The 24,491-nt window shown below is 69.9% G+C and carries 23 protein-coding genes and 1 pseudogene; 14 read left to right on the top strand and 10 right to left on the bottom strand.

Annotated elements, in window-relative coordinates; translation table 11 throughout:
• Nucleotides 1-311: 311 nt before the first annotated feature.
• From ACIBTX_RS04165 to ligA, 9 genes are all read left to right on the top strand, one after another.
• Nucleotides 312-863 (top strand): hypothetical protein, encoded by a 552-nt coding sequence (locus ACIBTX_RS04165; RefSeq protein WP_357129795.1) that lies wholly within the window; start codon nucleotides 312-314, stop codon nucleotides 861-863.
• Nucleotides 860-1,903: a hypothetical protein gene (locus tag ACIBTX_RS04160; protein ID WP_396832027.1), complete on the top strand. Its 1,044-nt coding sequence runs from the start codon at nucleotides 860-862 to the stop codon at nucleotides 1,901-1,903. Before ACIBTX_RS04165 ends, ACIBTX_RS04160 begins: the two co-directional genes overlap by 4 nt.
• A 53-nt stretch (nucleotides 1,904-1,956) precedes the next feature.
• A complete protein-coding gene (locus ACIBTX_RS04155) occupies nucleotides 1,957-3,060 on the top strand; it encodes a hypothetical protein (protein ID WP_357129801.1) in 1,104 nt (367 codons plus the stop codon).
• A 2-nt stretch (nucleotides 3,061-3,062) separates the two neighbouring features.
• Nucleotides 3,063-3,326, top strand: a complete 264-nt coding sequence (locus tag ACIBTX_RS04150) for a hypothetical protein (protein ID WP_357129804.1) — start codon at nucleotides 3,063-3,065, stop codon at nucleotides 3,324-3,326.
• Nucleotides 3,327-3,574: 248 nt separating this feature from the next.
• Nucleotides 3,575-4,090 carry an HIT family protein gene (locus ACIBTX_RS04145; protein WP_357129807.1) on the top strand — a complete coding sequence of 172 codons (516 nt, stop codon included), beginning with the start codon at nucleotides 3,575-3,577 and terminating at the stop codon, nucleotides 4,088-4,090.
• Nucleotides 4,087-4,911, top strand: a complete 825-nt coding sequence (locus tag ACIBTX_RS04140; RefSeq protein ID WP_357129810.1) for a phytanoyl-CoA dioxygenase family protein — start codon at nucleotides 4,087-4,089, stop codon at nucleotides 4,909-4,911. The genes ACIBTX_RS04145 and ACIBTX_RS04140 overlap by 4 nt, the downstream gene beginning before the upstream one ends.
• A gap of 8 nt (nucleotides 4,912-4,919) precedes the next feature.
• Nucleotides 4,920-5,858: a hypothetical protein gene (locus ACIBTX_RS04135; protein WP_396832026.1), complete on the top strand. Its 939-nt coding sequence runs from the start codon at nucleotides 4,920-4,922 to the stop codon at nucleotides 5,856-5,858.
• 208 nt (nucleotides 5,859-6,066) lie between these two features.
• Nucleotides 6,067-7,464, top strand: coding sequence for a D-arabinono-1,4-lactone oxidase (locus ACIBTX_RS04130; RefSeq protein WP_357129815.1), 1,398 nt, complete (start codon nucleotides 6,067-6,069; stop codon nucleotides 7,462-7,464).
• Between the two features lie 53 nt (nucleotides 7,465-7,517).
• Nucleotides 7,518-9,614 (top strand): NAD-dependent DNA ligase LigA, encoded by a 2,097-nt coding sequence (gene ligA / locus ACIBTX_RS04125; protein ID WP_357129818.1) that lies wholly within the window; start codon nucleotides 7,518-7,520, stop codon nucleotides 9,612-9,614.
• 105 nt (nucleotides 9,615-9,719) lie between these two features.
• On the opposite strand, the gene mobF is transcribed toward ligA, so the two are convergent.
• The gene (mobF, locus tag ACIBTX_RS04120) at nucleotides 9,720-14,228 is read right to left on the bottom strand and encodes a MobF family relaxase (protein WP_357129821.1); all 4,509 of its coding nucleotides are present in this window, start codon (nucleotides 14,226-14,228) and stop codon (nucleotides 9,720-9,722) included.
• A 349-nt stretch (nucleotides 14,229-14,577) separates the two neighbouring features.
• Between mobF and ACIBTX_RS04115 the strand changes: the two genes are divergently transcribed.
• The gene (locus ACIBTX_RS04115; protein WP_357129824.1) at nucleotides 14,578-14,979 is read left to right on the top strand and encodes a hypothetical protein; all 402 of its coding nucleotides are present in this window, start codon (nucleotides 14,578-14,580) and stop codon (nucleotides 14,977-14,979) included.
• 105 nt (nucleotides 14,980-15,084) lie between these two features.
• Here the strand turns inward: ACIBTX_RS04115 and ACIBTX_RS04110 are convergent, their stop codons facing one another.
• The 4 genes from ACIBTX_RS04110 to ACIBTX_RS04095 form a co-directional block, all read right to left on the bottom strand.
• Complete coding sequence (locus ACIBTX_RS04110; protein ID WP_357129827.1) at nucleotides 15,085-15,246, bottom strand: hypothetical protein; 162 nt, start codon at nucleotides 15,244-15,246, stop codon at nucleotides 15,085-15,087.
• 290 nt (nucleotides 15,247-15,536) lie between these two features.
• The gene (locus tag ACIBTX_RS04105) at nucleotides 15,537-16,013 is read right to left on the bottom strand and encodes a hypothetical protein (RefSeq protein ID WP_357129830.1); all 477 of its coding nucleotides are present in this window, start codon (nucleotides 16,011-16,013) and stop codon (nucleotides 15,537-15,539) included.
• Between the two features lie 98 nt (nucleotides 16,014-16,111).
• Nucleotides 16,112-16,558 (bottom strand): single-stranded DNA-binding protein, encoded by a 447-nt coding sequence (locus ACIBTX_RS04100; protein ID WP_357129833.1) that lies wholly within the window; start codon nucleotides 16,556-16,558, stop codon nucleotides 16,112-16,114.
• A gap of 81 nt (nucleotides 16,559-16,639) precedes the next feature.
• The gene (locus ACIBTX_RS04095) at nucleotides 16,640-17,065 is read right to left on the bottom strand and encodes a single-stranded DNA-binding protein (RefSeq protein ID WP_357129836.1); all 426 of its coding nucleotides are present in this window, start codon (nucleotides 17,063-17,065) and stop codon (nucleotides 16,640-16,642) included.
• A 719-nt stretch (nucleotides 17,066-17,784) separates the two neighbouring features.
• Between ACIBTX_RS04095 and ACIBTX_RS04090 the strand changes: the two genes are divergently transcribed.
• Nucleotides 17,785-18,045: a hypothetical protein gene (locus tag ACIBTX_RS04090; RefSeq protein WP_357129839.1), complete on the top strand. Its 261-nt coding sequence runs from the start codon at nucleotides 17,785-17,787 to the stop codon at nucleotides 18,043-18,045.
• On the opposite strand, the gene ACIBTX_RS04085 is transcribed toward ACIBTX_RS04090, so the two are convergent.
• From ACIBTX_RS04085 to ACIBTX_RS04070, 4 genes are all read right to left on the bottom strand, one after another.
• Complete coding sequence (locus ACIBTX_RS04085) at nucleotides 18,023-19,066, bottom strand: bifunctional DNA primase/polymerase (protein ID WP_357129842.1); 1,044 nt, start codon at nucleotides 19,064-19,066, stop codon at nucleotides 18,023-18,025. The two genes, ACIBTX_RS04090 and ACIBTX_RS04085, sit on opposite strands and share 23 nt — an antisense overlap.
• A complete protein-coding gene (locus tag ACIBTX_RS04080; protein ID WP_357129845.1) occupies nucleotides 19,063-19,578 on the bottom strand; it encodes a hypothetical protein in 516 nt (171 codons plus the stop codon). Before ACIBTX_RS04080 ends, ACIBTX_RS04085 begins: the two co-directional genes overlap by 4 nt.
• 102 nt (nucleotides 19,579-19,680) lie before the next feature.
• Nucleotides 19,681-20,610: a DUF4192 domain-containing protein gene (locus tag ACIBTX_RS04075; RefSeq protein WP_357129848.1), complete on the bottom strand. Its 930-nt coding sequence runs from the start codon at nucleotides 20,608-20,610 to the stop codon at nucleotides 19,681-19,683.
• 76 nt (nucleotides 20,611-20,686) lie between these two features.
• Complete coding sequence (locus tag ACIBTX_RS04070; protein ID WP_396832025.1) at nucleotides 20,687-21,571, bottom strand: hypothetical protein; 885 nt, start codon at nucleotides 21,569-21,571, stop codon at nucleotides 20,687-20,689.
• A 278-nt stretch (nucleotides 21,572-21,849) separates the two neighbouring features.
• Between ACIBTX_RS04070 and ACIBTX_RS04065 the strand changes: the two are divergent.
• Nucleotides 21,850-22,209 (top strand): annotated as a pseudogene (locus ACIBTX_RS04065) (LacI family transcriptional regulator); the annotation flags it as partial.
• Nucleotides 22,210-22,335: 126 nt separating this feature from the next.
• Here the strand turns inward: ACIBTX_RS04065 and ACIBTX_RS04060 are convergent.
• Entirely contained in the window at nucleotides 22,336-23,808 is a 1,473-nt protein-coding gene (locus ACIBTX_RS04060; RefSeq protein WP_357132246.1) for an arabinofuranosidase catalytic domain-containing protein, read from the bottom strand.
• A gap of 156 nt (nucleotides 23,809-23,964) precedes the next feature.
• Here ACIBTX_RS04060 and ACIBTX_RS04055 point away from each other — a divergent pair, with 156 nt between their 5' ends.
• Both ACIBTX_RS04055 and ACIBTX_RS04050 read left to right on the top strand, forming a co-directional pair.
• Nucleotides 23,965-24,327 carry a LacI family DNA-binding transcriptional regulator gene (locus ACIBTX_RS04055; protein WP_357103867.1) on the top strand — a complete coding sequence of 121 codons (363 nt, stop codon included), beginning with the start codon at nucleotides 23,965-23,967 and terminating at the stop codon, nucleotides 24,325-24,327.
• Entirely contained in the window at nucleotides 24,324-24,491 is a 168-nt protein-coding gene (locus ACIBTX_RS04050) for a hypothetical protein (protein ID WP_357132242.1), read from the top strand. Before ACIBTX_RS04055 ends, ACIBTX_RS04050 begins: the two co-directional genes overlap by 4 nt.

Below are 24,491 nucleotides of genomic sequence, written 5' to 3'. Positions count from 1 at the left end.
CGGAGGCGACAGCTCAGCCATCACGCCGCGTCTTCGCATCACCGTCGCGCGCTATCGCCTGCCAGTCTCGCTGAGCCGCGCTGGGGCGCACAAGCCGGTCGCCCGCCTATGAAAGGGAAGGGCCGCGGCGACCGACGTGGCCGACGGCGATAGGCCCCCACTGTCGCCGTCGGCCACACCAGCCCTTTCCCCAAGACCGAACATGAATAGGAGCTTGAACGGACATGCCGACGCGGACGCCGAGGCCCCGGGTACTTGAACCGGCGTGCGGGCCACACCACACGCCCGCGCGTAGGGCGATCGACCACGCCGTGGCGCGGCAGACGCTCGGCGACCTCACGGACGCCTACCAATGGGCCGTCTACGCCCGCACGCTCGCCCACCGCGCCACCCCACCTGCCGAACAACTCGATGCGGCGGCGCTGCTGGCACCCCTGGCCGCCGTGAACGGGCACGCCGACCAGGCCGTGGCCGCCTACCGCGACCTGGTCGACCTCGCCACCGCGCACCTCGGCGCCAGCCACGAGCGGACCCTGTACGCCCGCGCAGGCCTGGCCCGGGCACGCCACCGCGTCGGCTGTTGTGACCAGGCGATCCGGGACCTCGCCGACGTCTACACCACCGCCGCGCACCGGCACGGCCCCGACGCACCAGTCAGCCTGACCACGCTCACCGAACTCGCGTTCCTCTACCGCGACTGCGGATGGCCCGACGTTGCCCACCGCTGCCTCGCCGCCGCCACGACCATCGCCAACAGGTACCTGCCCAGCGGCGATCCTCTCCGCGCCCGCATCACCGACACCGCGGGGACGCCCACCAGCTCGAACCATCGCGCCGTCTGCACCCAGGCGAGGTGGCCATGACAAGCATCGACGCCGACCGCCCGAGGTGCCTCCGGCCGGTCAGTGCGACAACGGGACCGCTGGCCGACACCCGGACGCCGGCTTCCCGGTTCGCAGGCGCCCTGCGACCTCGCACGCTGCTTGGCCACACCGCTGTCAAGATCGCGGTTCTGCTGTTGGCCGGTAGTCCGCTGCCGGGCTGTGCCATCCGATCTGCCGGATCAGCCCGTCCCGACGCAGGGCCGTGCACGACACCACGCAACGCGTCCACCGCCCAGCTGCAACAGGTGGTCGATAGCACGCGGATCGCGGGGCCGACCCGGCTGTGGTACCCCCACCCGCCCGCGACACGACTGCATCAGCTGATCGGCCAGGTCTCCGCCAGCAGCTGCGATCTCACGGCGGGCACGTACGACGTGATCCACCTTCGCCTCTGGCGCAGCGACCCAATCATGGTGCGGGACATCATCCGCTGGCGCGCCGATGACCGGTCGGGCGCGCAGCTTCTCACCAGTTACCCCCGCGGGTATGTCGAGGTGACCAAGGACTGGTGGTTACCCGGCGAAATCCTCTTCGTCGAACCGGGTAGTGCGTTCACCGACAGCGGGGCAGTGCGCGACGGGATAAACCGCCGCTATGGCGACATCGCCGAGCCCCAGGCGGTGCTGCGGGGAATTGCCTCGCTCGCCAACTGGTACAGCCCACGGCGCGTCGAACGCGCCACCACGATCGCCGTTCTGCGCGACACCCAGCCGATTACCTACTACTCGCGGGTGATCGACCGTGCCGGTCGCAGCGGCATCGGCATCACCGCCACCGGCAACAACGACCGCGATCTCCTGATCCTGCACCCCAGCACCGGCGAGGTCCTCGCCTACGAATATGCCCGCCGTACGCCCACCGGCTGGCACGTCGAGAACTACTTCCTCTATCTCACCCACACCCACTCGTCTCATCGGTGGTGGGAACCCCCCGGCGCATCGAATGACGAACCGCCGCCACCACCTCTGCATCCGCGCGTCGAACCGAACTGGGACTCGTCGACCCGCCCAGCCGCATGACATCCCACGAACCACCGTCGGGCATACCCACGAGCAGGAAGAAAGAGTGCGCCATGCCGTCGAGGACCCCGCCGCTTGCCTCGTGGACGCCGGCGTTTGTTGCCGATGCGGTGGCCGCGACGTTGAAGCGTGCCGTCGAGCACGGCCTGCCACCGGCGATCAAAGATGTGGCTCGAGAGCGCGGGCTGTCACCGGCCACCATCGACGAATGGGTGGCGCGGGCACGAGCGGTGCCGGCCGCCCCGGTACCGCCAGGGCTGCTGGCCTGCCACAGCTGTGACCATCCGATGATCCTGGTGCAGCTCCCCGGATGCCCACCGGTCTACCTGTGCATGCCGGCCTGCGGCCGGGCACCCGTCTCAGCCCAGGCCTTGCGCGACGCGATCGCTGAGGCGGTGCTGCACCGCGCCCCGCACCTAGTGCCCCCCGGCAAAGTCGATTCTGCTGCCGCGTACGCCCCTGGTGGCCTGCACCGTGTCGCGGTCGGCGCCGATCCCGGCGATCTGCGCATCACGTGGCGGGCCAACCCGCGCCAGCTCGTCGGACCTCGGATGTCCATGGCGCAGCGCCTCACTTACGCTCGTGCCCGCGCTGATCACGGAGATCACGCACGCGCCATCCAGGTCCTGCACACCGGGCTGCTGCTCACCGATCCCACCGACGACATCTGCGCCCTGGACGTCGCCTCCGCGAACGCCGCCGCGTTACTCGCGGAACTCACCCTCGACCACGGTGAGGCCTGCACCGCGCCGCCCTGGGCGGAGTGGGCGTACCGCTCCCTGCGTCGCCTACTTGGTGTCACCTCACCGGAGGCGCATGCCGCCCTCCGGGTCCTCGCCACCGCACACCGCCGGACCGGCAACCTCACCGAAGCCGCGAACTGCTACAGCGACCTCATCCGCCACCACAGCAAGGCCGAAGGCCCCCAGGCGCTGCCCACCCTCGCCGCCCAAGCGACCCTCGCCCTCGTCCTCTACCAGGACGGGCACTGCTTACACGCTCGTCAACTCCTCACCCGGACCGTCACGGTCCACCGCGCCGCGCACCCGGGCCACCGCGACGGCCTGCGCCTGCGTCAAGAACTCGCTCGCATGCGTGCCGGCTGCGTTGACCAAGGCCACGGGCACTCTGCCGGAATCGATGAGTCGGGGCGGTAGAGGTGACGCATCCGGGTGGAGGTGCGGCGGCGGACAACCGGTGCCGTATCTACAGGGCGCTGCTCGCCGATCCGACCCGTGCGTGGACGGTGCGGGAGTTGGCCGCAGCGGTGGACACCGCCCTGGACGGCACGGTTCGCGACACCTTCAACGTGCTGCTGGCCGACGGAATCCTGCGGCAGGTGCCGTACCGGCGTTCCCTGACGGCCGTGCTCACCGATCACGGCTACCAATCCCTGACCCGACTGGTGCGCCGTGCCCCCTAGCGCCGCCCAGGTGCAGCGCCGCCGGAGCGGACGGTGCTCAGACAGCGCACCGCCCGGCCGGGCACGCCGCCGTTCCACAGCGACCACCCCGCCCTGCGAAGCCACCCCTCGATCGTCAGGAGTGTCAATTGAGCATCGCCTCACCAGCCAGCATCGACCCGCAGCATCGGCCCCCTCCTGGCCATGTCGCCACGCCCGGCTGCCCATCCGACTCGCGCACAGCGCCTCCCGAGGAGACCGCGTACGCCATGTCACTGACCTTCGATCCGCAGTGGCTATCTCGATACCCGGCACAAGACTCGATCGGCGACGCGGTGTCCTCCTGCGTGTTCTGCGGCATTGCGTCCGGCGACGTGGAAGCGCACGTCATAGCCGAGACAGCGGACACCCTGTGTTTTCTGGACCATCTCCCGGCGACCTACGGGCACGTCCTCGTTGTTCCCAAGCAGCACTTCCAGGACCTACTCGACATCCCGGAAGTGCCATTCCAGCACGTCATGGCAACCGCGAAGCAGGTGGCGAACGCGTTGCGGGACTCGTGCGGCGCGTCCGGCATCAATCTGGTCCACGCCACCGGTCGGGCCGCCCATCAGACCGTCTTTCACTTCCACGTCCACGTCGTGCCGCGCTACGACGGCGATTCGATCGTCGTCTTCCCTCGGCTGGCCGATCCGGCCCACAAGCACGAGGTCGCACAACGACTGCGCACGGCCCTCAACGCCCCACAGCCGTCCAAGACCAAGGCAGAAGGCAGCCAACCATGATCACTTCACCGATCGACGTCGTCGCCCAGTTCACCGAGCAGGGCTTCGTGCTCCTCAAGCAGGCCGTTCCGGACAGCGTCGTCAGCACGCTGGACGCGGCCGTCCGCAGGCTTACCGATGACCGCGGCCCCGACCTGACGCACAGTTCGTTCAACGCGAACCCGGCCCTGACCCACGTGCGTGACGCCGCGAACCTCATCGCCGAGTACCAGCTGCTCTTCGAGTGCGGCGCCCTGATGTCCGTACCCCATCGGATCCTCAACGGGTCGCTCCAGGTCCTGGGCACTGAGGTGCTGCGGCGAGGGATCTACCAGGAGGCCCACGAGCCGTGGCACCGCGACTCCGGGCCCTACCTGGAGCGTCCGTACGACGAACTCAACGGACCGCTGCACCTCAAGGCCCAGGTGTTCTTCACCGACACACGACCCAGGGACAGCGGCAACCTCGTCCTCATTCCCGGTTCACACCGGTGGCCGGCCAACCACATGGACGACGCTTACTGGAAGGCGGCGAACGACGCCCTCGCCCGGGGCTCGCTTCCCGAAGGCGCCCTGAGCATCCACGCGGAACCAGGCGACGCGGTCGTCTTCGGCAACACCATGTGGCATGCCGTGCTGCCCAACCGGACCCAGGAGCGACGCAGCGCGATCATCCGCTTCGGGCAAGCGTGGCTGCGCCCGTACGACCACACCTGCGACCCCGCCACCGCGGCCGGCCATCTCTCCTCCCAGAGCCGTCGGCTGCTCGGCTACCACGCCAACACGGTCAACCCGGTGGACCTGTACAAGGACACGACGAGCAACGAGAGTTGGGGTGCGTGATGGCGGACTTGCCGCAGGTCGTCACCGTGCTCGGGGCGACCCGGAACTTCTTCAAGGTCGGTCACTACACGCTGCGCCGACTCGCCTCCGACGCGCAGCAGGTGACGCTACGCCTGGCCATTCCCGAAGCCCGGATCGCTGGGCGGGCCGTGCGCGGCATCGAGGTTCAGCTCCGGGACTGGGAGCCGACCCAGCCCGCCTCGCTGGTCGAAGCGCTGGCCGGCACGGAGACCATGCTGATGGTGCCTCCCATCGACCGGCGACTCGACATCGGCGGCATGTACCTGCAGGCGGCGCAGAGGGCCGGTGTGCAGAGGATCGTCTGCCTGGGCATCCAGTTCGCCCCGGAGCAGTGCGCGATGGCCGACGAAGCAGCAGCGCTGGAAGTACTCCTGGAGCAATCCGGGATCGCGTTCGACGTCGTCCAGCTGCCCATGTTCCTGGAGAACATTCTCTACCAGTGCCAGTCGATCGCCGAGACGCGGTCGTTCACCTTCCCCGTCGACGCGGACACCCCGTTCTCCTACATCAGCTGCGACGACGCCGCCGATCTGTTCTGCCGCAAGATCCTGTCTCCCGACTCGGTGGATCTGAGCGGCTCCCTGATGAGCCACCACTCGCAGGCGACCTGTGCCCAGTGGGCCTCGGCCCTGAGCGAGGCATGCGGGCGGCCGATCAGGTTCGTGCGGCAGACAGACGAGCATTTCGTGACGAGCCTGGCCAAGTACGGGATGCGCCGCCCTGCCGCAGCGCAGGTCCTCGGCCTGTGGGGCCGCATCGGCACCGAGGGGGACGCCCCGGCCACCCGGACGGCCGCGCAGCTCCTGGGGCGATCATCCACCGATCTTGAGACCTGGACGACGGCCCATGCCTGCTGCTTCGGCCCCGGGTTCACCTCATGCCCCCACCCGCACCCGCCCACTCAGCACATGTTCGGCCCCGCCTGAGAGGCGGAGTGCCAGGGCGCAGCGCGCGCCCCCCGCCGGGCCCGCGCTGCGCCTGACCGTCAACTGCGGGCCCGCGCTGCGCCTGACCGTCAACTGCGGGCCCGCGCTTCGGGGGCACGACGGCGTGGCCGAGTAGAGCCATTCGGCGCCAGGCGCGACGGGCGCTTTCCGCCCCGAGCACAGACCGAGACAGCTGAGGACTCCTTCAATGACTCTCACCAACTGGGGCGGCAACGTCGCCATCGCCGCCGAGGGCGGTTGGACGCGCATCACATCCCTGGAACAGCTGGAGTCGATGCTGACGCGCGAGGAAGGAACAGTGCGCGTCCTCGGATCCAGGTTCACCTACCCCGCTCAGCTGCGGTGCCCAGACGGAACTCGCGGCATCCTCCTCGACCTGCCCGGTCGGGGAGCCGGCGAGCTGCGTGGCGAGAACCTGTACGTCACGGGAGACACGCTCCTCGAAGACGTGTGGCGGGCTTTCGGCCGCCGCGGTTTGGAGCCGGCCGCATGCCCGCCCGTGATCACAAGCCAGACGGTCGCCGGCGCGCTCGCCACCGGCACCCACGCACAGGGGCTGTCCGGGGGCACTTTCTCCGACTGCGTAGCCGCTGTCGAGCTCATGGACGGGAGCGGCACCCTGCACCGGCTCACCCCCGCTGACGCCGAGTTTGACGCGGCCGTGCTCAACCTCGGGTGCCTCGGCGTGGTCGTCGGCCTGGAACTTCGTGGCCGACCGGCACAGGAGTTGCACTGCGCCCGTTTCACCGTGGCCGAGGACAGCCTGCCCGAGCGCTACGCCGCCTGGAACCGCGAATCCGTGGCCGCCAAGAGTTGGTGGTTCACCGAGCACCAGGTCACGCACACCTGGATCGTCCACGACGACAACTGGACACCCACAGGATGCGAGACCCAAACCGGGGCTGAACTGGACCGCATCGTGACCCGCACCCGCCGTCAACTGATGGCCGACATCGGCGACGGCCAGGGCCGGACACCAGCGGCCCAGACGCTGGAGAAGTTCCTCAGCGCGACGGGCTCCACGGGGACACTCCACGGGATCTTCAAGAACGGCATCCCGGCCCCGCAGCTGAACATGGAGATCGCCGTTGCCCTGGACGTCGTCCCTGCGGCGTACGCCGGTCTCAAGGAACTCCTGCGCGACTCTCCCTACAAGCTGCACTACCCCGTCATCCTGCGCACCACCGGCCCAGCCCACGGCCACCTGAGTCCCACACAGGCAGCCCCAGCCACCTACTTCGGCTTCGTGTCCTACATGAGCGCCGCCGAGTCGATCACCGCAGCGCGCCCATTGTTCGACGACATCCAGCGCCTGCTCTACGGCCTGGGTGGTAGGCCGCACTGGGGCAAGTACTTCACTCCCGAGCTGCTGCCCGCCTCCAACACCGACGGCTTCCACCGGTTCCGGCAGGCTCTCCACACGTTCGACCCGCACCGGCGCTTCGAGAACGACACGTTCTATCGCACGCTCGGGCTCTCCCCGGCACGACCCGGAACTGACAGGCCGCCCCCGCTCAGCCGCCCCCGCCTATCGGAGCAGCGGACAGAACCCCGCCCGTCGGCGCCGACGCGACGCCGCGGATGAATCCCACCAGCGCTACCGACACGCTGTCAGGGGCAGTCAGCAGAATGGGCAGCATGACCACACCTTCCGCAGCGGCGCCCGCTGTCGACCTCGCTGACGAGGCCGCCTACCTTGAAGCCGTCGCGCAGGCGCGGAAGGCCGCCGATGCCTACTACGGCTCCGGCGAATCAGACTTGGACGACGAGACCTACGATCGGCTGCTGCGCGGTATCACCGCGTGGGAGGACGCGCACTCCGGGCAGATCGCGGTCGACTCCCCGTCCCAGCAGGTCGCGGCAGGCGTGACAACGGGCGACGTCGCGCACCCCGTTCCGATGCTCAGCCTGGGCAACGTCTTCTCCGACGAGGAACTGACGGCGTGGGCCGTCTCGCTGGAGCGGCGGCTGGGCGGCGCCGCGGTGGCAGGCTGGGCGGTGGAACCCAAGCTCGACGGTGTGGCCTTGGCAGCCCGCTACCGCGAGGGCCGGCTGGTTCAACTCGTTACCCGCGGCGACGGGTCGACCGGGGAGGACGTGTCCCACGCGATCGGGGACATCATCGGCCTGCCCATGACCCTGACCGAACCGGTCACGATCGAAGTGCGGGGCGAAGTCCTCATGACCGAGGAGCAGTTCGCTGCTGCGAACGAGCTGCGGATCACGCACGGCGCCACGGCCTTCGCCAACCGCCGCAACGCCTCCTCGGGCTCGCTGCGCGCCAAGGACCGGGCCTACCGGATCGGGCAGACCTTCCTGGCCTACGCCGCGCTGACCCACCCCGAGCACACCGACGATCCTGGCCTCGCCGCGCTCACTCACACTGAACTCATCGCCCGCCTCGCCGATCTCGGGCTGGGGACGATGGCCGACACCCCGCTCGCCACCCGGGCCTACGCGACCCTTGACCAGGTGGTGAACCGGGTGCGCGAGATCGGCGCCCTGCGCGCAGGACTCGACATCGAACTCGACGGTGCCGTGATCAAGGCCGACAGCCCTGCCGACCAGATCCGGGCCGGGATGGGCTCTCGCACCCCGCACTGGGCCACCGCCTTCAAGTTCCCGGCCGCCCAGAAGATCACCGTGCTGCGCGCCGTGGAGTGGAGCGTGGGCCGCACCGGTGTGATCGCCCCACGGGCCGTCCTCGACCCCGTGGACGTCGCCGGCACCACCATCACCTACGCCACGCTGCACAACCCGGCCGACATCACCCGCCGCGGCCTGATGCTCGGAGACCACGTCATCGTCTACCGAGCCGGCGAGGTCATCCCCCGCGTCGAAGGCGCGGTCGCCGGCCTGCGCACCGGCACCGAGCAGCCCATCGACTTCCCCGAACTCTGCCCGCGCTGCGGCTCCGGCATCGACCGCAGCCAGGAGCGCTGGCGCTGCGCGCGGGGACGCTCCTGCGGCCAGAAAGAGGCAATCCGGTACGCCGTCGCCCGCGACGCGCTCGACATCGACGGCCTCGGCGAGAAGATCATCGTGCAACTCGTCGACACGGGGCTGATCGAGGACTTCGCCGACCTGTTTACCCTCACCCGCGATCAGCTACTCACCCTGGACCGCATGGGGGCCAAGAGCGCCGACAACCTCCTGGCCGCGATCGAGACGGCCAAGACCAAGCCCCTCAATCGCGTCTTCTGCGCCCTCGGCGTCCTGGGCACCGGCCGTTCCATGTCGCTGCGCATCGCCGCGCACTTCGGCTCCATGCAGGCCATTCAAGACGCCGACGCCGTCTCACTAGAGCAGGTCAACGGCATCGGCGACGAGAAGGCCCCAGTGATCGTCGAGGAACTGGCCGATCTCGCCCCCGTCATCGACAAGCTCGTCGCCGCAGGTGTAAATCTGGACCAGCCCGGCTTCGTTCCCGCTGCTCTCACAGATGCTCAGGGCGATGCGGAGGCGTCCGCCCAAGAGGCGAAGAGCGAGCTGCCCTTGGCGGGGATGACCGTGGTGGTAACCGGTGCGATGACCGGGCCTCTCTCGGACCTATCCCGAACCGAGATGACCGAACTGATCGCCAAGGCAGGGGGACGCGCATCCTCAAGTGTCTCTGCCCGCACCCACCTCGTCGTCGCTGGAGAGAAGGCCGGAAGCAAGCTCGACAAGGCTCGGGCGCTGGGCATCGAGATCATCACACCCGAGGACCTCGCCCAGCGCCTCGCTGGCATCTGACGTCGGCCGCCGTCGCGATCGAGGACTCCGGGTACGGCGTCCGCGCCGCGCACCAGGCGGAATGCCGGCGTCCCGCGTACCGCGACGCCTGCCTTGATCTTCGCCCTACCAGGACACCTGAACGTCCGGCTGGCTCCGGACTTGTTCAAGAGGTGGCTCGGGCGCGGTGTGCTGTATGCCGACGCGCTGCTCAGGCAATGTGGCAGACCGCGCGGGCTCGGGCGTGGCTGCTGAGATGCAGTAGCCCTCGGCGATGAGTTGAGCGTTTAGACGTGTTGCGTACGTGGGCGTGGTGAGGATGCTGTCCGGGTCGCCATGGCGGGGGCCGAGCCAGTCTTTGCCCAAGTCGTCGGCGATTCGGGCGGCGATGTGTGCCCGTTGTTCGTCGGGTAGGGCGAGGTAGATGTCGCGCGCGATTCTCGCGGTGGCGGGGTCCGCAGGGCTGGTGTGCGGGTGCCGGGCGGCAAGGACGGCGTCAGCGGCGTGGAGGTATGCCCGGTGCCCGGCGTGGTGCTGGGGAACGTAAGGGCCGATGGGTTGGTCGGGGTCATCGCCGGTGATCTGGTACTGGTCGCGGTAGGCCGCGACAGTCGCCACGTGGGTCCTCCACGCCGTGTGCACGTCCGGCTGGGTGACGTCGCCCCTAAGCCCGGCGAGCCAGGCGGGTTGCTCGGTGAGGGCGCGGTCGGTGACCTCGTTGACCCGCTCCTGGATGAGCCGGGTGGCGTCTTCGAGGTAGGCCGTCAAGGCGGTGTCGGCGGTACGTGAAGCGGCGTCAAGCCAGGGAACCGGCCCGGCCTCGGGGGCGGGGCGGGTGAGGCTGTGGAGTTGGTGGCGGACGCTGTCCAGGTCGCTGCCGGGACGGGCAACGGTGAGGAGTTGTTCAGCGGGGTGGCCCTGTGTTTCGGCGGCCTTGAGGGTCCAGGCGAGGGTGCGCCAGCCGTCGGTGGTGCCGACTTCGACGGGTGGTGGGGTGGAGTCGAGGTGCTGATTGAGTCGCCAGGCGAGGACTTCGGAGAGGGACCGAGCGTCGTGCAGGGGCCGAGCGAGGGCCGCCGTGGCGACGGCGGTGAGGGCGTCGTGTCCAGCGTGTTCGGCGCGGCGGATCGCGGCAGTGAGAGCTGGCCAGGCGGGCTCGCCAGCAGCCCGGTCGGCCTTTCGGTCGCCGAGAACGGTGGCGATCAGCTGTCGATGGTCGCCGTCGTGTGAGGCGGGTTCGCTTGCGAGAAGCCGCGGTGGGCGGGTCGCGTCGATGGGGTCGAAGGGCTCGGCGGTACGCAGGATTGGTCGGAGGAGAGCGGCGTACCGCGCGGTGTCGTCGACGCTTGGTTGGGTCAGGGCGGGGCTCGGGCGGCGGCCGTCAAGGTGGTCCTTGACGCGCCAGGCGAGAAGTTGAGCGGGGGATTCGGCGCCAGCGAGAGTGCCGCGGCGGGCGGTGCTGGCGAGGACTTGGGGCAGGTCCCAGCCGTTGCTCTCGGCGGTGCGCAGCGCGCGGACGACGCTAGGCCAGGCGGCGTCACGGTGCACCGCGACGGCGTCTGGGCCAAGGGCGTCGGAGACGAGGGTGTGCAGGCGCTGGTTGTCGGCGAGTTCGGTCGCGTAGCGCAGTCGGGGGACCAGGGTGGCGAGGCTGCGGGCCTGGTCGGCGGCGTGGGTGATGGCTTCGGTGGCGGAGGTTTGCGCGCCTTCGGTGGCGAGGACGGTTTCGAGGACTTCTCGGGCGGCGCGGGCGCCTGGGTCGTAGCCGGCGCGGTCGAGGCGGGCGTCCTCGTCGAGGGGCAGGATGCGGTGGGTGACGGCGTAGAGGGTCGTGTGCTGGCGGGCGCGGGTGGCGGCGACGTAAAGGTGTTCGCGGGCCATGTCGTCGGTGATGAGGGCGTGGGCGGTGTCGACGGTGGCGCCCTGGGCGCGGTGGACCGTGGTGGCGTAGAGCAGTTCGACGTGCGCGGCGACATAGGCGGCGGGGAGGGTGAGGGTGCCGCCATGCTGCTGGTGTTTGACGGCGAGGGCCCCGTCGGGGCGGCGGTGGGTGACGGTCCAGGCGTCGCCGTTGCGGACCCAGTCCTTGCCCCGGTTGCTGGTCATGGTGCGGCTGTTGAGGCGGGTGACGATCCAGTCTCCGCGGCCAGCGCGGTTGCCGTCATGCAGGTTGACGCCGTCAGGCTCGACCTGACCGGCGACGACGCGGTCGGCGCGGGCGCGGGCGGACAGGGCGGTCACTCCTGCGCTGGTGGACGACGACATGAGGGTGGTCAAGCCTGCGGTCATGTCGGTGTGCCAGGCGGTGTAGGCCTGTTCGACCATGGCCTCGTAGGAGCCGCCACGGATCCGGCCGCTGCTCTCGTAGTGGTCGAGGGCGGTGGTGTCGCCGTCGCGGAGGCGGCGGGTGGCGTCGGCTTCGGCAGGTGTGGTGAAGCGGTGCAGGGCGGTGAGTTCGACGGCGCCGGCCTCCGTTGCGAGCAGGCGCAGTGCGCCGCCGGACTCGACGGCGGCGAGTTGCCGGTGGTCTCCGAGCAGGCGTACGAGGGCGCCGTGCCGTGTGGCGATGTCGCGTAGGGCGTCAAGGTTGTGGGTGCCGGCGAGGCCGGCTTCGTCGACGAGGATGACGTCGCCGGGCCGTACCCGGAAGAAGTCTTTCCCAGTGGGGAAGGTGCTGTCGGCGTGCCGGTGGTTGGTGTGTTCGTGGACGAACTTGTGCAGGTTTTCGGCGGGGACGCCGAGGTCGGCGCTGAGGACGGCGGACGCGGCGGCGGAGGTGGCCAGGGGGATGAGTCGCTGGCCGTGGGCGGCGACGACGTGGTGGTACGCGCGCATGGTGGTGGTCTTTCCGGCGCCAGCGGGGCCGAGCCCGACGGCGATCAGCCGCGCGTCGGTGGCGAACGCGACGACCATGGCCCGCTGCCCGGCATCGAGCGTGGTGCCGGTGGTGGCCTCGTAACTATCGAGCATCGCCTGCACGGCGGGGGCCGCGTAGCCCAGGACGGTGGGGGTGCGGGCGGCGTCGAGGAGGCGTTGTTCCGCGTCGAGGATCGCCTGGCTGGTGTAGCGGGCGGTGCCGTGCTGCACGAACACTGACGTTCCATCCTTGCGGCGCAGCCCGGCGGGCTCGACCAGATCCGGCTCGGCCGTTACGGGTACGCAGAGCGCGGTGACGGCCTGGTGGACGACCTGCTGCAGCACCTCCGCGCGATCGTGCTGATCGGTAAAGCGCAGCCCGCGAGGGGCGACGGTGGTGGGTGGTTCGCGCAGCAGCCGGTCGGTTTCGGCACGCAGGTTCCACACCGTCCACGTCGACCGGGATCCCTCTGCCCGTCGCACCGCCAGAGCTGCAAGGGCCCCGATCTGGTCTGTGGATAACGTTGTGGAAACCATCTCGTGTCTGTGGGCGGGGCCGGTGGCGGTGACGACCTGGGCAAGGGATCGCGCGGCCGATTGGCCGTGTTCGGCGTGCAGTCGGGCCGTCCATTCCTCGCGCAGCGCGGCGAGGGAACGGGGAGCGGGTTTGGGGCCGCGGGTGTCGAGGTTGGCCTGGCCCGCGAGGCGGAACGCGGCCTGGTTGTCGGGGTCGCGGCCGTGGGCGCGACGGAAGTCGACGACCAACTGCTCGTAGCGGGCCTCGATCTGCGACCGCCGCGATGAGAACGTCCCGATCACGTCGCGCGGAACACCGGCGACCTCACGGACCGGATGCCGCTTGCCCACGGTGTCAGGGCGGACCGCGAACTGGACCCCGAGGTGTTGGATGGCGAGGGTTTCGATGGTGGAGTTGTAGTGCTCGGACGCGGCGACCGCGACGCGGTGCAACGGGCCGCCGTCGAGGCTGCGCCACTTCCCATCCGCTCCCTGGATCTTGTTGCTGATCGCGACGTGGGTGTGCAGGTTCGGGTCGCCGTCGCGGGAGTCGTAGTGGTCGAACATGGCGTAGACCAGGCCGCGGGTGTCCAGCTGCGCCTGCCCGGTATCGCCGCTGCGTGTGAACGCCGCGTGCTTCTCCAACAGCTCCAGTGCGGAGTCGCGGGCCTGCTCGTGGATCGCCTTCACCGTGTCGCGGACCCACTCGCGTTCGTCGAGGGCCCACAGCAGGACGAGGCTCTTCACGGGGGTGAAGACGAGGTCGTAGCCGGCGACGGCACCCCGGGCCCGGCGGGCCTCCTCGGCGCGTACCTTGCCCGTCTCGGACTGTGTCGGCTCCCGGCCCGTCTCGGCGCGCACCACGTCGAGCCGCTGATCGACACGGGTGTCGAAGTCCTGCAGGGTCGCGTAGACGGGGAAACGGCGCCCGAGGGTGGCCTGGCGGATCGCCTCCTGCGTGAGCCGCTCGACCTCCTCGTCGTCCATGCCGGGTCGAACCCGGGTAGCGAGATGTCGGGCGATGATGGCGTCAGCGTCGGGGTGCATCCCCTGGCCAAACAGGTGCCGCATCTGCTCCTCGGACACCTGCCCGGCCAGGCCGAGCGGGGCCAGACCTCGGCCGCCCCACCGGCCGGGAGGGTTGCCGGGGGCGGTGTAGTAGTCGGTCGCGTCCTGCCCGGGAAGCCGGTCGCGGTCTCCGCCGACGACGTGCCGGGTGAGGTAGGTGTAGCCGTCGCCGACCGACAGCTTGTGCAACGTCATCACTGGGCGACCGCACCCCTTCCCTTGCGTCGAACTCGCCTTCACCCGCCTTTGTTGGCGCGATTGTTTTGCGCCGGTTATTTGAGTGGGAGAGGGGACGGTACCCGCCGCAGGCGACCCGTGGCAAGAGCATCTGCAAGAGGTGTGTCGGCGTTCTCTTTTGAAGCTGTGGATCCACGTTTGCGCTGGCAGAGACGGTGTTGTGTGGGGGTTTAGGCGGCTATTCTTTTCGGTTGTTTGTGGTTGGATTGACGTGGCTTGAAATTGCGACTCGGTCTTGTTGGTAATGGGTGCTCATGGCTAGGGTTCCGACATGGCTAAGCGAAATTCTGGTGCAGGTGTTAATCGGATGGCGGCGCGGAAGGCGTCGGAGGTTCGGGCGGCACGGGTCGCGAGGCTCGCGGCGCACGAGGCGAGCGTGACGGAGGCGGTGCGGGTCTACTTCGACCGGGTGACACGCGCGGGTCAGGTGCGGGACGAGGCGACCCTTCGGGCTCAGCGGATCCTCGCTGCCGGACAGAGCAGGGCAGGAGTGCTGGCCCGGGAAGCCGATGCGGCGGTCGCCCGGCTTCGGGAACTTGGTGAGCCGGTCGTGGAGATCGCGGCCATGATCGAGCTTCCTGTCGCCGGGGTGCGCGCCGCCCTCGCCCGCGCCAGCGACCAACCGACCCCCGTGGGCGACCAGCCGGCCCTCGTCGATGAGCCCAAGGAGATGCCCATGCAGGAGGAGCCGGCATTTTCGACGGCATGAGGTCGGGCGCGGCCTCCAGCACGGCGCAGCGAGCGCGGTGGGCAGCGGGCCGTGATGGCGCGGCGGGGCCGGACTCGACAGTCCGGCCCCGCCGCGCGTGGCGTGTCAGCGGTCGCCGTAGCGCAGGACGGTTCGGTACTCGGCGGCGTCGGCGGCGCTGTACGGGTCGTAGGCGTCCTTCTGCCCGACCAGCACGAGCCGGCGGCGGACGGACGCCGTGGTGGGGGAGTGGTGCTGCGGGGCAGTGGGAGTGGCGGTGGTGCTCATGAGTGGGTCCTCCTGACGGTTCGGGTTGGTGCGCTGCTGCCCGGGTGGGCCCGGGGTGCCGCGCTGACAGGCCGGTGAGGGACCGGCCGCGGCCGGCGGCGGGCAAGCGGGAAGGCCGCGAGATCTTGGGAGCGCAGCGGTCCGGGGAGCGCAGCGAGCCGGCCAAGATGTTGGGGTCGGCGCTTGCCGGACGTGGCCGGGTCGGTCACCACTGGGGACTGGCCAGCGCGCACCACGGACACCGGCGAGACCCAAGCGGGTCAGGGCGGAGTGGCGATGCGCAACCTCTCCTACGGGCGGGCCCGTCGCCCGGTGAGCCGTAGGCGCAGATGCTTGACCGGTGCGGTGGGGTAGGCGCGGAGGTAGGTCACCAGCGTGTAGGCGAGGTTGGCGGTGCGCTTTCCGACATCGCCGAGACCGGGCTGGCCCTGCAGGCGGGCGTTGAGGGCGCCGAGGAGTTGGTACCAGCCGTAGTAGAGCTCCTTGATGGCGATGACGTTGTCTGCCGTCAGGTGGGTGCAGGTTCGGGTGGCGGTGAGCCACTGCTGGTTCACGGCTTGGGCGTGCTCGTCGAAGAGGTTGCCGGTGAGCATGTCGATTTGGCGGCGTACGTCGTCGGCGTCCTGCGGGAGGCTGATCGCGGGCAGGGGCAGGCAGGCTCCCGGCTCGGGGTGGGCGGCGTGGACGACTTGGGTGATCGCTGCGCAGCCGCGGACCAGGTCCCGGTACGCGTCGGCAAGGTGGTGGCCGGCTGGGGGAGTCTTCACGGGTTCTCCGGGGCGTCGGGCGGGGGTCTCGGTGTTCGAACTGGCGGATGGACTGGGCCACGGGCGGGCCGTGGTCAGCGGCCCGCCCGGTGTGGTGGTCAGCGGTGCAGGAGCTGTGGGTCGGTGGTGACCTCGGGGTAGAGGTGTGCGGCGTACTGCTCGCCGTCGGGGGTGGTGACGATGTCGCCGCGGCGGGCCTTGACCGCAGTGCCGGCGTGTGCGTCGGTGAACCGCATGGAGACCGACAGGTTGCGGGCCTGGACTTTGAGGCTGGGCATGTCGGAGTCGTTGAGGTAGGGCAGGAGTTGGCCGGCTTCGACGAGGACCTGGTCGCCGCGGGTCAGGTTGCGGGCCCGGGCGGCGAGGTCGCCCCAGCACATGACCTCGAAGAACATGGCGCGGGTGTCGACCCACTTGCCGCTGTGGTCGCGGTAACGGTCGCGGTGCACGATCGGGAACTGGACGTACTCGCGGCCGTCGCGGGTGTGGCCGGTCTGCGGGGAGGCGGTGAGCCGGCCCTCGACGATGCAGGTGAACAGGGACATGACGACGCTCCAGACAGTCAGGTCGGGTGAGGGGTGATGGGCGGGGCCGGCCGGCGCGGCCGGCCCCGCCTGCGGTGAGGGCTAGAAGGCGGGCTCAAGCTGGCGGTCGTCGGCGTTCCAGGGGTCCTCGACCTGCTCGGCCTTGGCGGTGCGGGCGGACTGGGCGCCGGCGAACCGCATCGAGACCGCGACGTTGCCGGCGGTGACCTGCAACTGCCCGGCCGGCTTGTCGCTGTTGGGTGACTGGTAGGCCCAGACGGAGAGGTCGTCGCGGGCCTCGACGATGACCGTGTCGCCCTTGCGCAGGTGCTCGGCGCACCGTTCGGCGAGGCTCTCCCAGCAGGTGACGGTGACCCACATCGTCGGCCCGTTGGTCCACTCACCGCCGTTGCTACGGCGGCGGGTGTTGTGGCCGACCCGCAGCTTGCAGACGGCCTTGCCGGAGGGGGTGACGCGCAGCTCGGGCTCGTCGGCGAGGTTGCCTTCGAAGGTGAGGTTGAACAGCATGACCGTGCTCCCTGTCGCTTGGTGTGCGGCGGGCGGGCCGGTCGGGTGACCGGGGCGCCGGGGTGCCGCGCTGACGGGGCCGGTCAGAGCCCGCCCTGGGGCCGGGGCTGCAAGCAACCGGCCAAAAGATCTTGGCGTCGAGCGGAGCGAGACAAGGGGCCAAGATGTTTTGGAAGGGGGCTTAGCGGCCCCGGCCCGGGTGGGCTGACCTTTGGGTCCCTCAGCAGCGGACACCCGGCCGCCACCCGGGACACCAGCACCGCCAGTGCGCCTCATCCGTGACGACCGAGGCCCGGACGTCGTACCGACCTCGCCGGCCGCCGAGCTCGGGCGCTAGCGGCACGCTTAGACGGAGCCAAACGATGTGCGGGGCGTTCTGCGCCCGCCAACGCCGTCCAAACGTGTCGTGGCCAGGTCGCTTGTTCCGGGCGAGATGCTGACTGCGAGCAGACCATCCGCGTCTGGCTGCTGTCCACGGGGCGCCGAGTCAGACGCCCCAATGACATACGGCGGCGGGGTGGTTGAACTCAACAACTGGTAGGCGCTGGGTGCTGGACTGGTCGTGTTGGTTCGGTCACGATTTGGTGATGAGTGAGGTGCGTCCTCGGTGGGCGAAGCTACCCCCGGCTGAGCGAGACCGCCGTCTGGCGCAGAGCGCCGCGGATCGCGCGCGGCACGAACATGGCGCAACTCCGTCGACGGCCGTACCGCACGTGGATGTGCCTGAGCAGGAGCGGCGCAGCCGGCAGGGTCAGAGCGACGCCGCCCGTGCCCAGGTGACGCGCTGGGCGGGACTGCCGGAGGAGGAGCGCCGTCGTCGACAGTCGCAGAGCGACGCTGCTCGCGCTGCGGCCCGGCGTACCGAGGCGCCGCCTGCCCGAAGCTCGGCGACCGAGTTGAGCGACGACGAGATCGTCCGGGCGATGGAGGACACGATCGACGGCGGCGGCTACGACTTCATGTCGAAGGACGACTGGTGACAGCAAGACGAAGGCGACGGCCTGGGTGAGGGCTCGTACCGCCACTGCGCGGTTGTCGTTCCCGGGTTACTGCCCGGGGACGGCGTAGTCCGGCTCGCCAGCCGGAGGCGATCGTCGCGCGAGCCTCAGCCGCCGAGAGACCGACGGTGTGCGCGGCTTCCGCGAGCCGGGGCCACACCACCTGTGCGTCTAGCCCGTCGTGGGCGGCGAGTTGTCCGAGACGGAATGCCGCGAGGTGCAGGGCCGTGTTCCGGCCGCCAGCGATGATCCGCTGTCCGCCGCGGATTACCGGTCGGGGTGCGGTGAGGACTCTGCCGATCTCGCCGTTGAGGGCGGCAAGCCCGTACCGGCCGGGGTCGTCGATCCGACCTGGGATAGCCGTAGCCGGTTCGGGCACCGGGGCCGGCGGTGGTGACAGCAGTCGCCGTAGGGCTGGTGGGCAGTCTGGCAGGACACGGTCGAACTGTTGGGTGAAGGTGTACCGGCGGCCGGTGGTGTGCAGCGACGGCGGTGCGACGACGAGTCCACCGCGTCCACGCCAGTCCACCCCGGGCACCACGCCGACGCGGTTGGCGTGCCCGGTCGCGGCGAACCAGAGATGCCACCCGGATCCGGTTCGTACGACGGGCCCTGTCGGGTGGGTGTTGTCGAGGATGGTCGTGACCGTTCGGAGTCCGTCTGCGGTGTCGATGTCGCAGACGTCGAGCAGGGTGCCGGTGGCGAGGCCGATGTTCGCATCGGGCCACCTCGTCCACCATTGCCGTACGAGAGCGGGGTCGGTGGAGGCATCTCGCAGCCCGTGCCGCAGCCGAGGGTGTTTGCCGGGTGACGGGCAGGCGGGTGCCCGCCGGCAGCTGCAGCCACCAGCACGCTGGGGAGTGTGCAGGGGCATCACGGGGATACCGGCGGTGGCGTAACGAAGGGCCACGTTGAGGACGGGCTCGGATCGCAGGTCCTGCGGTGGGGGCGGTTGGGTGGCTGGTGCGGCGGTCGGCCCCTGGGCTTGGGTCGGGGTGGTCATCGGAGGTTCCTCTGGTGGTCATGGGCGCGGTTCGGGCCCGGCGGATCTGTCGAGGCCGGGGATGGCACCAGGACGGCGGGATGGTGGACGGGGTGCTGGTTGACCGTGAGGTCGAGGCTGACGTACTCGCCGTTTTCCGTTGCGATCGCGACGCTGAGCGGCGCAGCGGTGCCGGGGACCGGGGTGACGGCGATGGTGACGGGTCCGGCGGTGATCGTGGCGGTCGGGACGCCGTATCGGTCCTCGCTGACCACGGCGGTGACGTTCCAGGTTTCGTCCAGCAGCGGCCGGCCGCTGCTGTCGATGAGGCTGCTCATCAGTCCCAACGCGTCTGCGCCGGATGGCTCGGCCTCACGGTTGAGGAATGCGGTGAGCGCGTCGACGATCGCTGTGTCCGGGTGTTGCTGTCCGTTCGTCGTGTGGTGCGAACGCAGATCCCCGTCGTCGGCGACTGTCGGGGTGCGATGGCGCTGCATCAGGCCGGTGTTGGTCAGGGCAGCTTGCGGCGTCACGAGGTACTCCAGAGGCAGTGGTGCGGGCGGGATGGATCAAGGTCGGGGCATGGTTGCTTCGGCCCGGAGGGCTGGCTGTGCGGAGGCGCGACGGGGAACGCGTCACTCGGCGCGCGCGGCGTCGAAGTCGCAGGTTCCGAGGAAGGCCAGGTCGCGGGCGGGAATGTGCCTGCCGGCGGCGAGCGCCACGATGCGGCTTATCCGGTCCTGCGGGTCGACGATGAGTGCCCGTCGGGCCGCGGCGAGAGCGAGGGTTTCGTCGCCGAGTCGCCACGCGCACCAGGCGGCGAGACCTGCCGGAGCGGTGACGTACTCGCCGGGGACGCGGCGGGTCAGGTCCAGCCACAGATCCCGCTCCCACATCACCCCCGACGTGGCCCGCCGTACCGTGTCTCGGTTCTGCTGATCGGTCAGCAGGATCGCCATGCGGGCGGCTTGCTCGACGGTGAGGCGGTGGCTGTTCCGGGCCCGGTCGAGCAGCGCTCGCAGCGCCGCCGGCCCGTCGGGGGCGGGCTGAAGGGCGGCGATGGCCGCAGCGACGGCGGCCTGTTGTGCCGGGTCGGGATCGGTGAGCGCGAGCAGGGCGTCGCGATTCGGTAACGCGACGAGGCCCTCGACGGTCGACTGGGCGGCGGTCGCGGTCGCCTTCGCGTCGAAGCTGACACCCTCTGTGGCGTCGCAGGGGCAGTCGAGGCAGAAGTAACGGTCAGTGATCACCAGGAGCGTCTGGCTGACGGTGAGGTGCGCGGCCAGGGCGTCACCCGCCGCCGTGACTTTCGGTGCGACGTCCCGGTTGCCGTAGCCGACGAGGACGAGGGTCTGCGCCGCCGTCCGATCGGCGACGTCGAGGAAGGCCTCAACGACCTGCGCCATCGGGGCGGCGAGGTCGACCCGGGCCGCGACGGCGACTCTCCGGTCGGCCTTCAAGAACAGCGCGACGAGACTCTGCTCGGGGTGGTAGCCCAGCAGGTAGGGCACCAGGCCCAGCAGCTCCGCCTGCGACCGTACCGTGAAGGTGGGGACATGAGACACGACAAACTCCTTGATCGAGTACGGGTAGAAAACGAGACCGGCTGTGGTCGACCGGACCACGGCAGGGGACGCCGCTCTACTGCGGCTTCGGGCGTCGCCGCTCACCGGCGAGGACCCGGACAGTGGTGCTCGCCGCGATAGGCGCGTCAGCGGGGCCGCGGAGGTAGGCGAAGACGTAGACGTCCTTTCGCAGCGCCCGCCCGGGACCGTGGGGCTGGGAGCGCCAGTAGCCGCTGATCCACCGCCGCTGCGCCTGCGGCTCCCGCGCCTCACCCGGCCTGGTCTCCCGCGGGCCGGTGGCCTGCCGGCCGCGGATGCGGACCAGCCGGACCTCCGGTGCGGGCCGCCGGGTCCGTACGTACGCCTTACGGATCGACCGGTCCGCCGCGACGGAGACGGTTTCGCCGGTGCGCTGCGCGATGAGCAGCCACGTCGCGGCCAGCACCGCGAGAGCACCGTCAACACGTGTGATCGCCTCGCCGTGGACGACGAGGCGGTGGCTGACGGGGATGAGCCAGCCGACCTGCTCCCGCAGCGCCTGCACCGCCAACCCATCGGCGACGCCGGCCGAGCCACCGACACCGCGGTAGGAGACGATCCGAATCCCTTCATCAGTGCTGGCCCACGATGCGGCGCAGACATCCCAGGCGACCGGATTGGCCCACAGGAGCAGCCCATGGGGTGCGGGGAGGTCTTCGACGTCGAGGACGGTCGCCGGGAGGTCCGTGGCGGCGGTACAGGCGAGGTCGGTGAACTCGTCGTCAACGGCGAAGAGCCGCCCACCCTGCAAGCTCGCCGCGATGTCCTGCCTCTGGCGGACCTTCAGCAGGTCCATGTGGTCTGGTCCGGTAAGCAGCGCGGTCAGCCGGTCACGGATCTTCGGCAGCGCTGTGGCCGTGACTGGGGTGTGGGGCCAGTGGACGTCGGTGAGCAGGGTCCGCCCTGGCCGCAGGGTCCCCACGACACCGGCATGAATCGCGCGCACGGCTTCGGCCGCGATCGTCGGGTCCGCCCACCCCATCCGGGTGACCGCCCGCTGGGTCAGGGCTTCGCTGATTGGTGCAACGCACGTATTCGTGACCGGTCGTATTCGTCGCGTGTCCCGGCCAGCAGTGTCGGCGTACGGTCATCACGGCACCGTCCTCACCAGGCACATCGCCCGGCAGGTTAGGCCGGAAACACCGTTAAGATCCACACCCGCGGATCGTCACCGGGCGCCGGGTGGACGGTGTGGTCCTGATGGAGATCCCCTTGGAGGACGACCGGGTGACCCGCCTGACCAAGACCGGTCTGCCGTTCGTCACGATCGGGCGGATCGCCGAACCGCACGACATGAGCTGGATCGACATCGACTATTCCGGGCTGATCGCCCGCTGCGTGCGCCACCTGGCCGATCTGGGGCACCGGCACGTGGCCCTGGTCAACCGTTCCGCCGAGTTGGTCGCCGCGGGCTACGGCCCCAGCCATCGGGCGCTCACCGGTTTCCGGGCGGCGGCGGACCGGGGGCTGACCGGCGTGGAGGTCTGCTGCGGCGACGACACGGCCTCCGGCGAGGCGTGCGTGGAACAGCTGCTCGTGACGCATCCCGACGTCACGGCCATCGCCACCATCAACGAGGCCGCGCTGCCCGGCTTGCAGCGCGCGCTGACCGGTGCCGGCACCGACGGCGGTGCCGCCTCCGTGAGTCTCGCGGAGGCGGCACCGTCGATCGGGTGGTGGTACGGATCAGCTGCGGGTGGACCAGCGCTGGTTCTGTTGCCCGTTGCAGGCCCAGAGGAGGAGCTTGGTGCCGTTCGCGGTGCCGGCGCCGCTGGCGTCGAGGCAGAGCCCGGACTGGACGCCGGTGATGGTGCCGTTGGAGTTGATGTTCCATTGCTGGTTGGTGCCGCCGTGGCAGTCCCAGATGATGGCCTGGGTGCCGTTGGTAGTGCCCTGGCCGCTGGCGTCGAGGCACTTGTTGCCCAACACCTGCAGTTGTTTGCCGGCGGTGTGGGTCCAGCGTTGGGCGGTGTTGCCGACGCAGTCCCAGAGTTGGACCTGGGTGCCGTTGGTGGTGCTGCCGTTCGGCACGTCCACGCACCGGTTGGACTGGGCGCCGACGACCTGGACGTTCTGCTGCGGATTGCCACCGGTCGGGGCGTACCCGGCAGCGGCGATGTTCGCCTGCACCGCGTCCTCGGTCGCCGCGGTCGGGTAGCCGGAGGTCATCACGCCCTCGTAGAAGGTGCCGCGGGCGGTGTTGCTGTTGTCGCCGCCGATGCCGAGCAGGATGGCGCCTTCCTTCTTCATCGGGTGGTAGCCGTTGGGGCGTCGTCCGTCGAAGTAGTTGGTCAGGCCGCCGGACTGCGCGTTGCCGCCGCGGATCGCCCAGTGGTTCGGTTCGCCCTTGACGATGGCGGTCACGAAGCGGTGGTTGATGGGCGCCATGGGGTTGTATCGCGGGTTCACTCCGGAGAAGAGTCCCCATTCCATGTCCATCATGATCCAGGGGCCGTTGCCGTCGCCGTAGCCCCACACTTTGTTGTTGCCGAAGTAGATGGTCTCCATGATGCCGATGTCGTCGGCCATGGCGTTCGTCTGCGCGTTGCCGTAGTCGAAGCAGCACCCGTTGTTGTAGTGCGTGCCGTCGAGGACGGCGTACATGCCCTCGGGCTGGTCGCCGGTCGCGATGCCGTTGGTGTTGTTGTTGCGGTAGCCGGTGCCCGGAGGGATGTAGACGCCGTACGCCTTCTGGCCACCGATCGTGATCGGCGCCGCCTTCGCGTCGGCAAGGTTGTCCGATCCGTCGGGACGTGGGCCGGGCACGCCGCCGCCGAGCGCCCGGGTGAGGCGGTTGTTCCGGCCGGACTGGTCGTAGATGATCGTGATAACGCAGTTCGTGTTGGCGCAGAACGAGTCCTGCGCGGCGGCGTTGACGACACCGCCCGCGCCCAGCACACCGATGTCCTGGGTGGCGTTGTCCGACGAGCGTTGGACCTGGTAGAGCGGGCCGTTGTACGCGCCGTACAGCGCCCGGGTGGTGCTGTGCGCGGCGACGCAGGGGGTGCCACCCGATGCGTAGATGTCGCACGGTCCCGTGCCGGCGGCGCGGGCGACACCCGGCGCGTCCGAGACCACGTAGATGCTGGCGCCGACGGCGAGGACCAGCAGGGTTCCCGTCGCGGCGAGCAGACGACTCAGTCGTCTCTTCACATTCATCGGATCCTCTCGGCGGTGTGGTGGAGCGTGGTGGTGGCGGGTTGAGCCTGTGTTGCCGGACCGATCCAGTTCGATACGGTTGGTGCCGTGGGCGGCGGTGGTTCGAGCCGCGCTACCGACCCAGACCGACGTCACACGTCATACCTGTTGACATTAATGCCCGTCCATTCGTCGCGCCACCGTTCGCGGGCCGTCGCATCCGACCCGGTCGACGCCCCGCTGGCCGGGGAACTTGCTGACTCGGGGCTTGGGTTTCCGGACGGATATGCTCGGCAGGGAAGAGGGTGCGTGCCCGTTTCGGGGCAAGAATCGATTCGAGGGCGCGGCATGAACATCGGGGAGATCGCCCGCCGGGCGGGGGTGTCCCGCAGCACCGTCTCCTACGTCCTGAGCGGGAAACGGACGTCTCGGAGGGGACCCGGCAGCGGATCCAGGCGGTCATCGACGAGCTGGACTACCGACCGAACGCCAGCGCCCGCGCGCTCAAGGAGGGACGCACCCGCACCCTCGGGCTGGTGATCCCCCCGGCCAGCCAGCGGTTGACCGACATGCAGCTGGGCTTCGTCGCCAGCGTCGTCGAGGCGGCCGCGCGCCACGACCTCGACGTGCTGCTGTCCCGTCCGGGGGCGACCACGACCGGTCGTTCGAGCGGATCTGCACCGGAGCCGTACGCCGGCCAGTAG

Source organism: Micromonospora sp. NPDC049359 (assembly GCF_044466585.1).
Classification (GTDB): Bacteria; Actinomycetota; Actinomycetes; order Mycobacteriales; family Micromonosporaceae; genus Micromonospora.
Note: the sequence above shows the minus strand (reverse complement) of the source record. Positions and strands in the feature narration are given on the sequence as shown.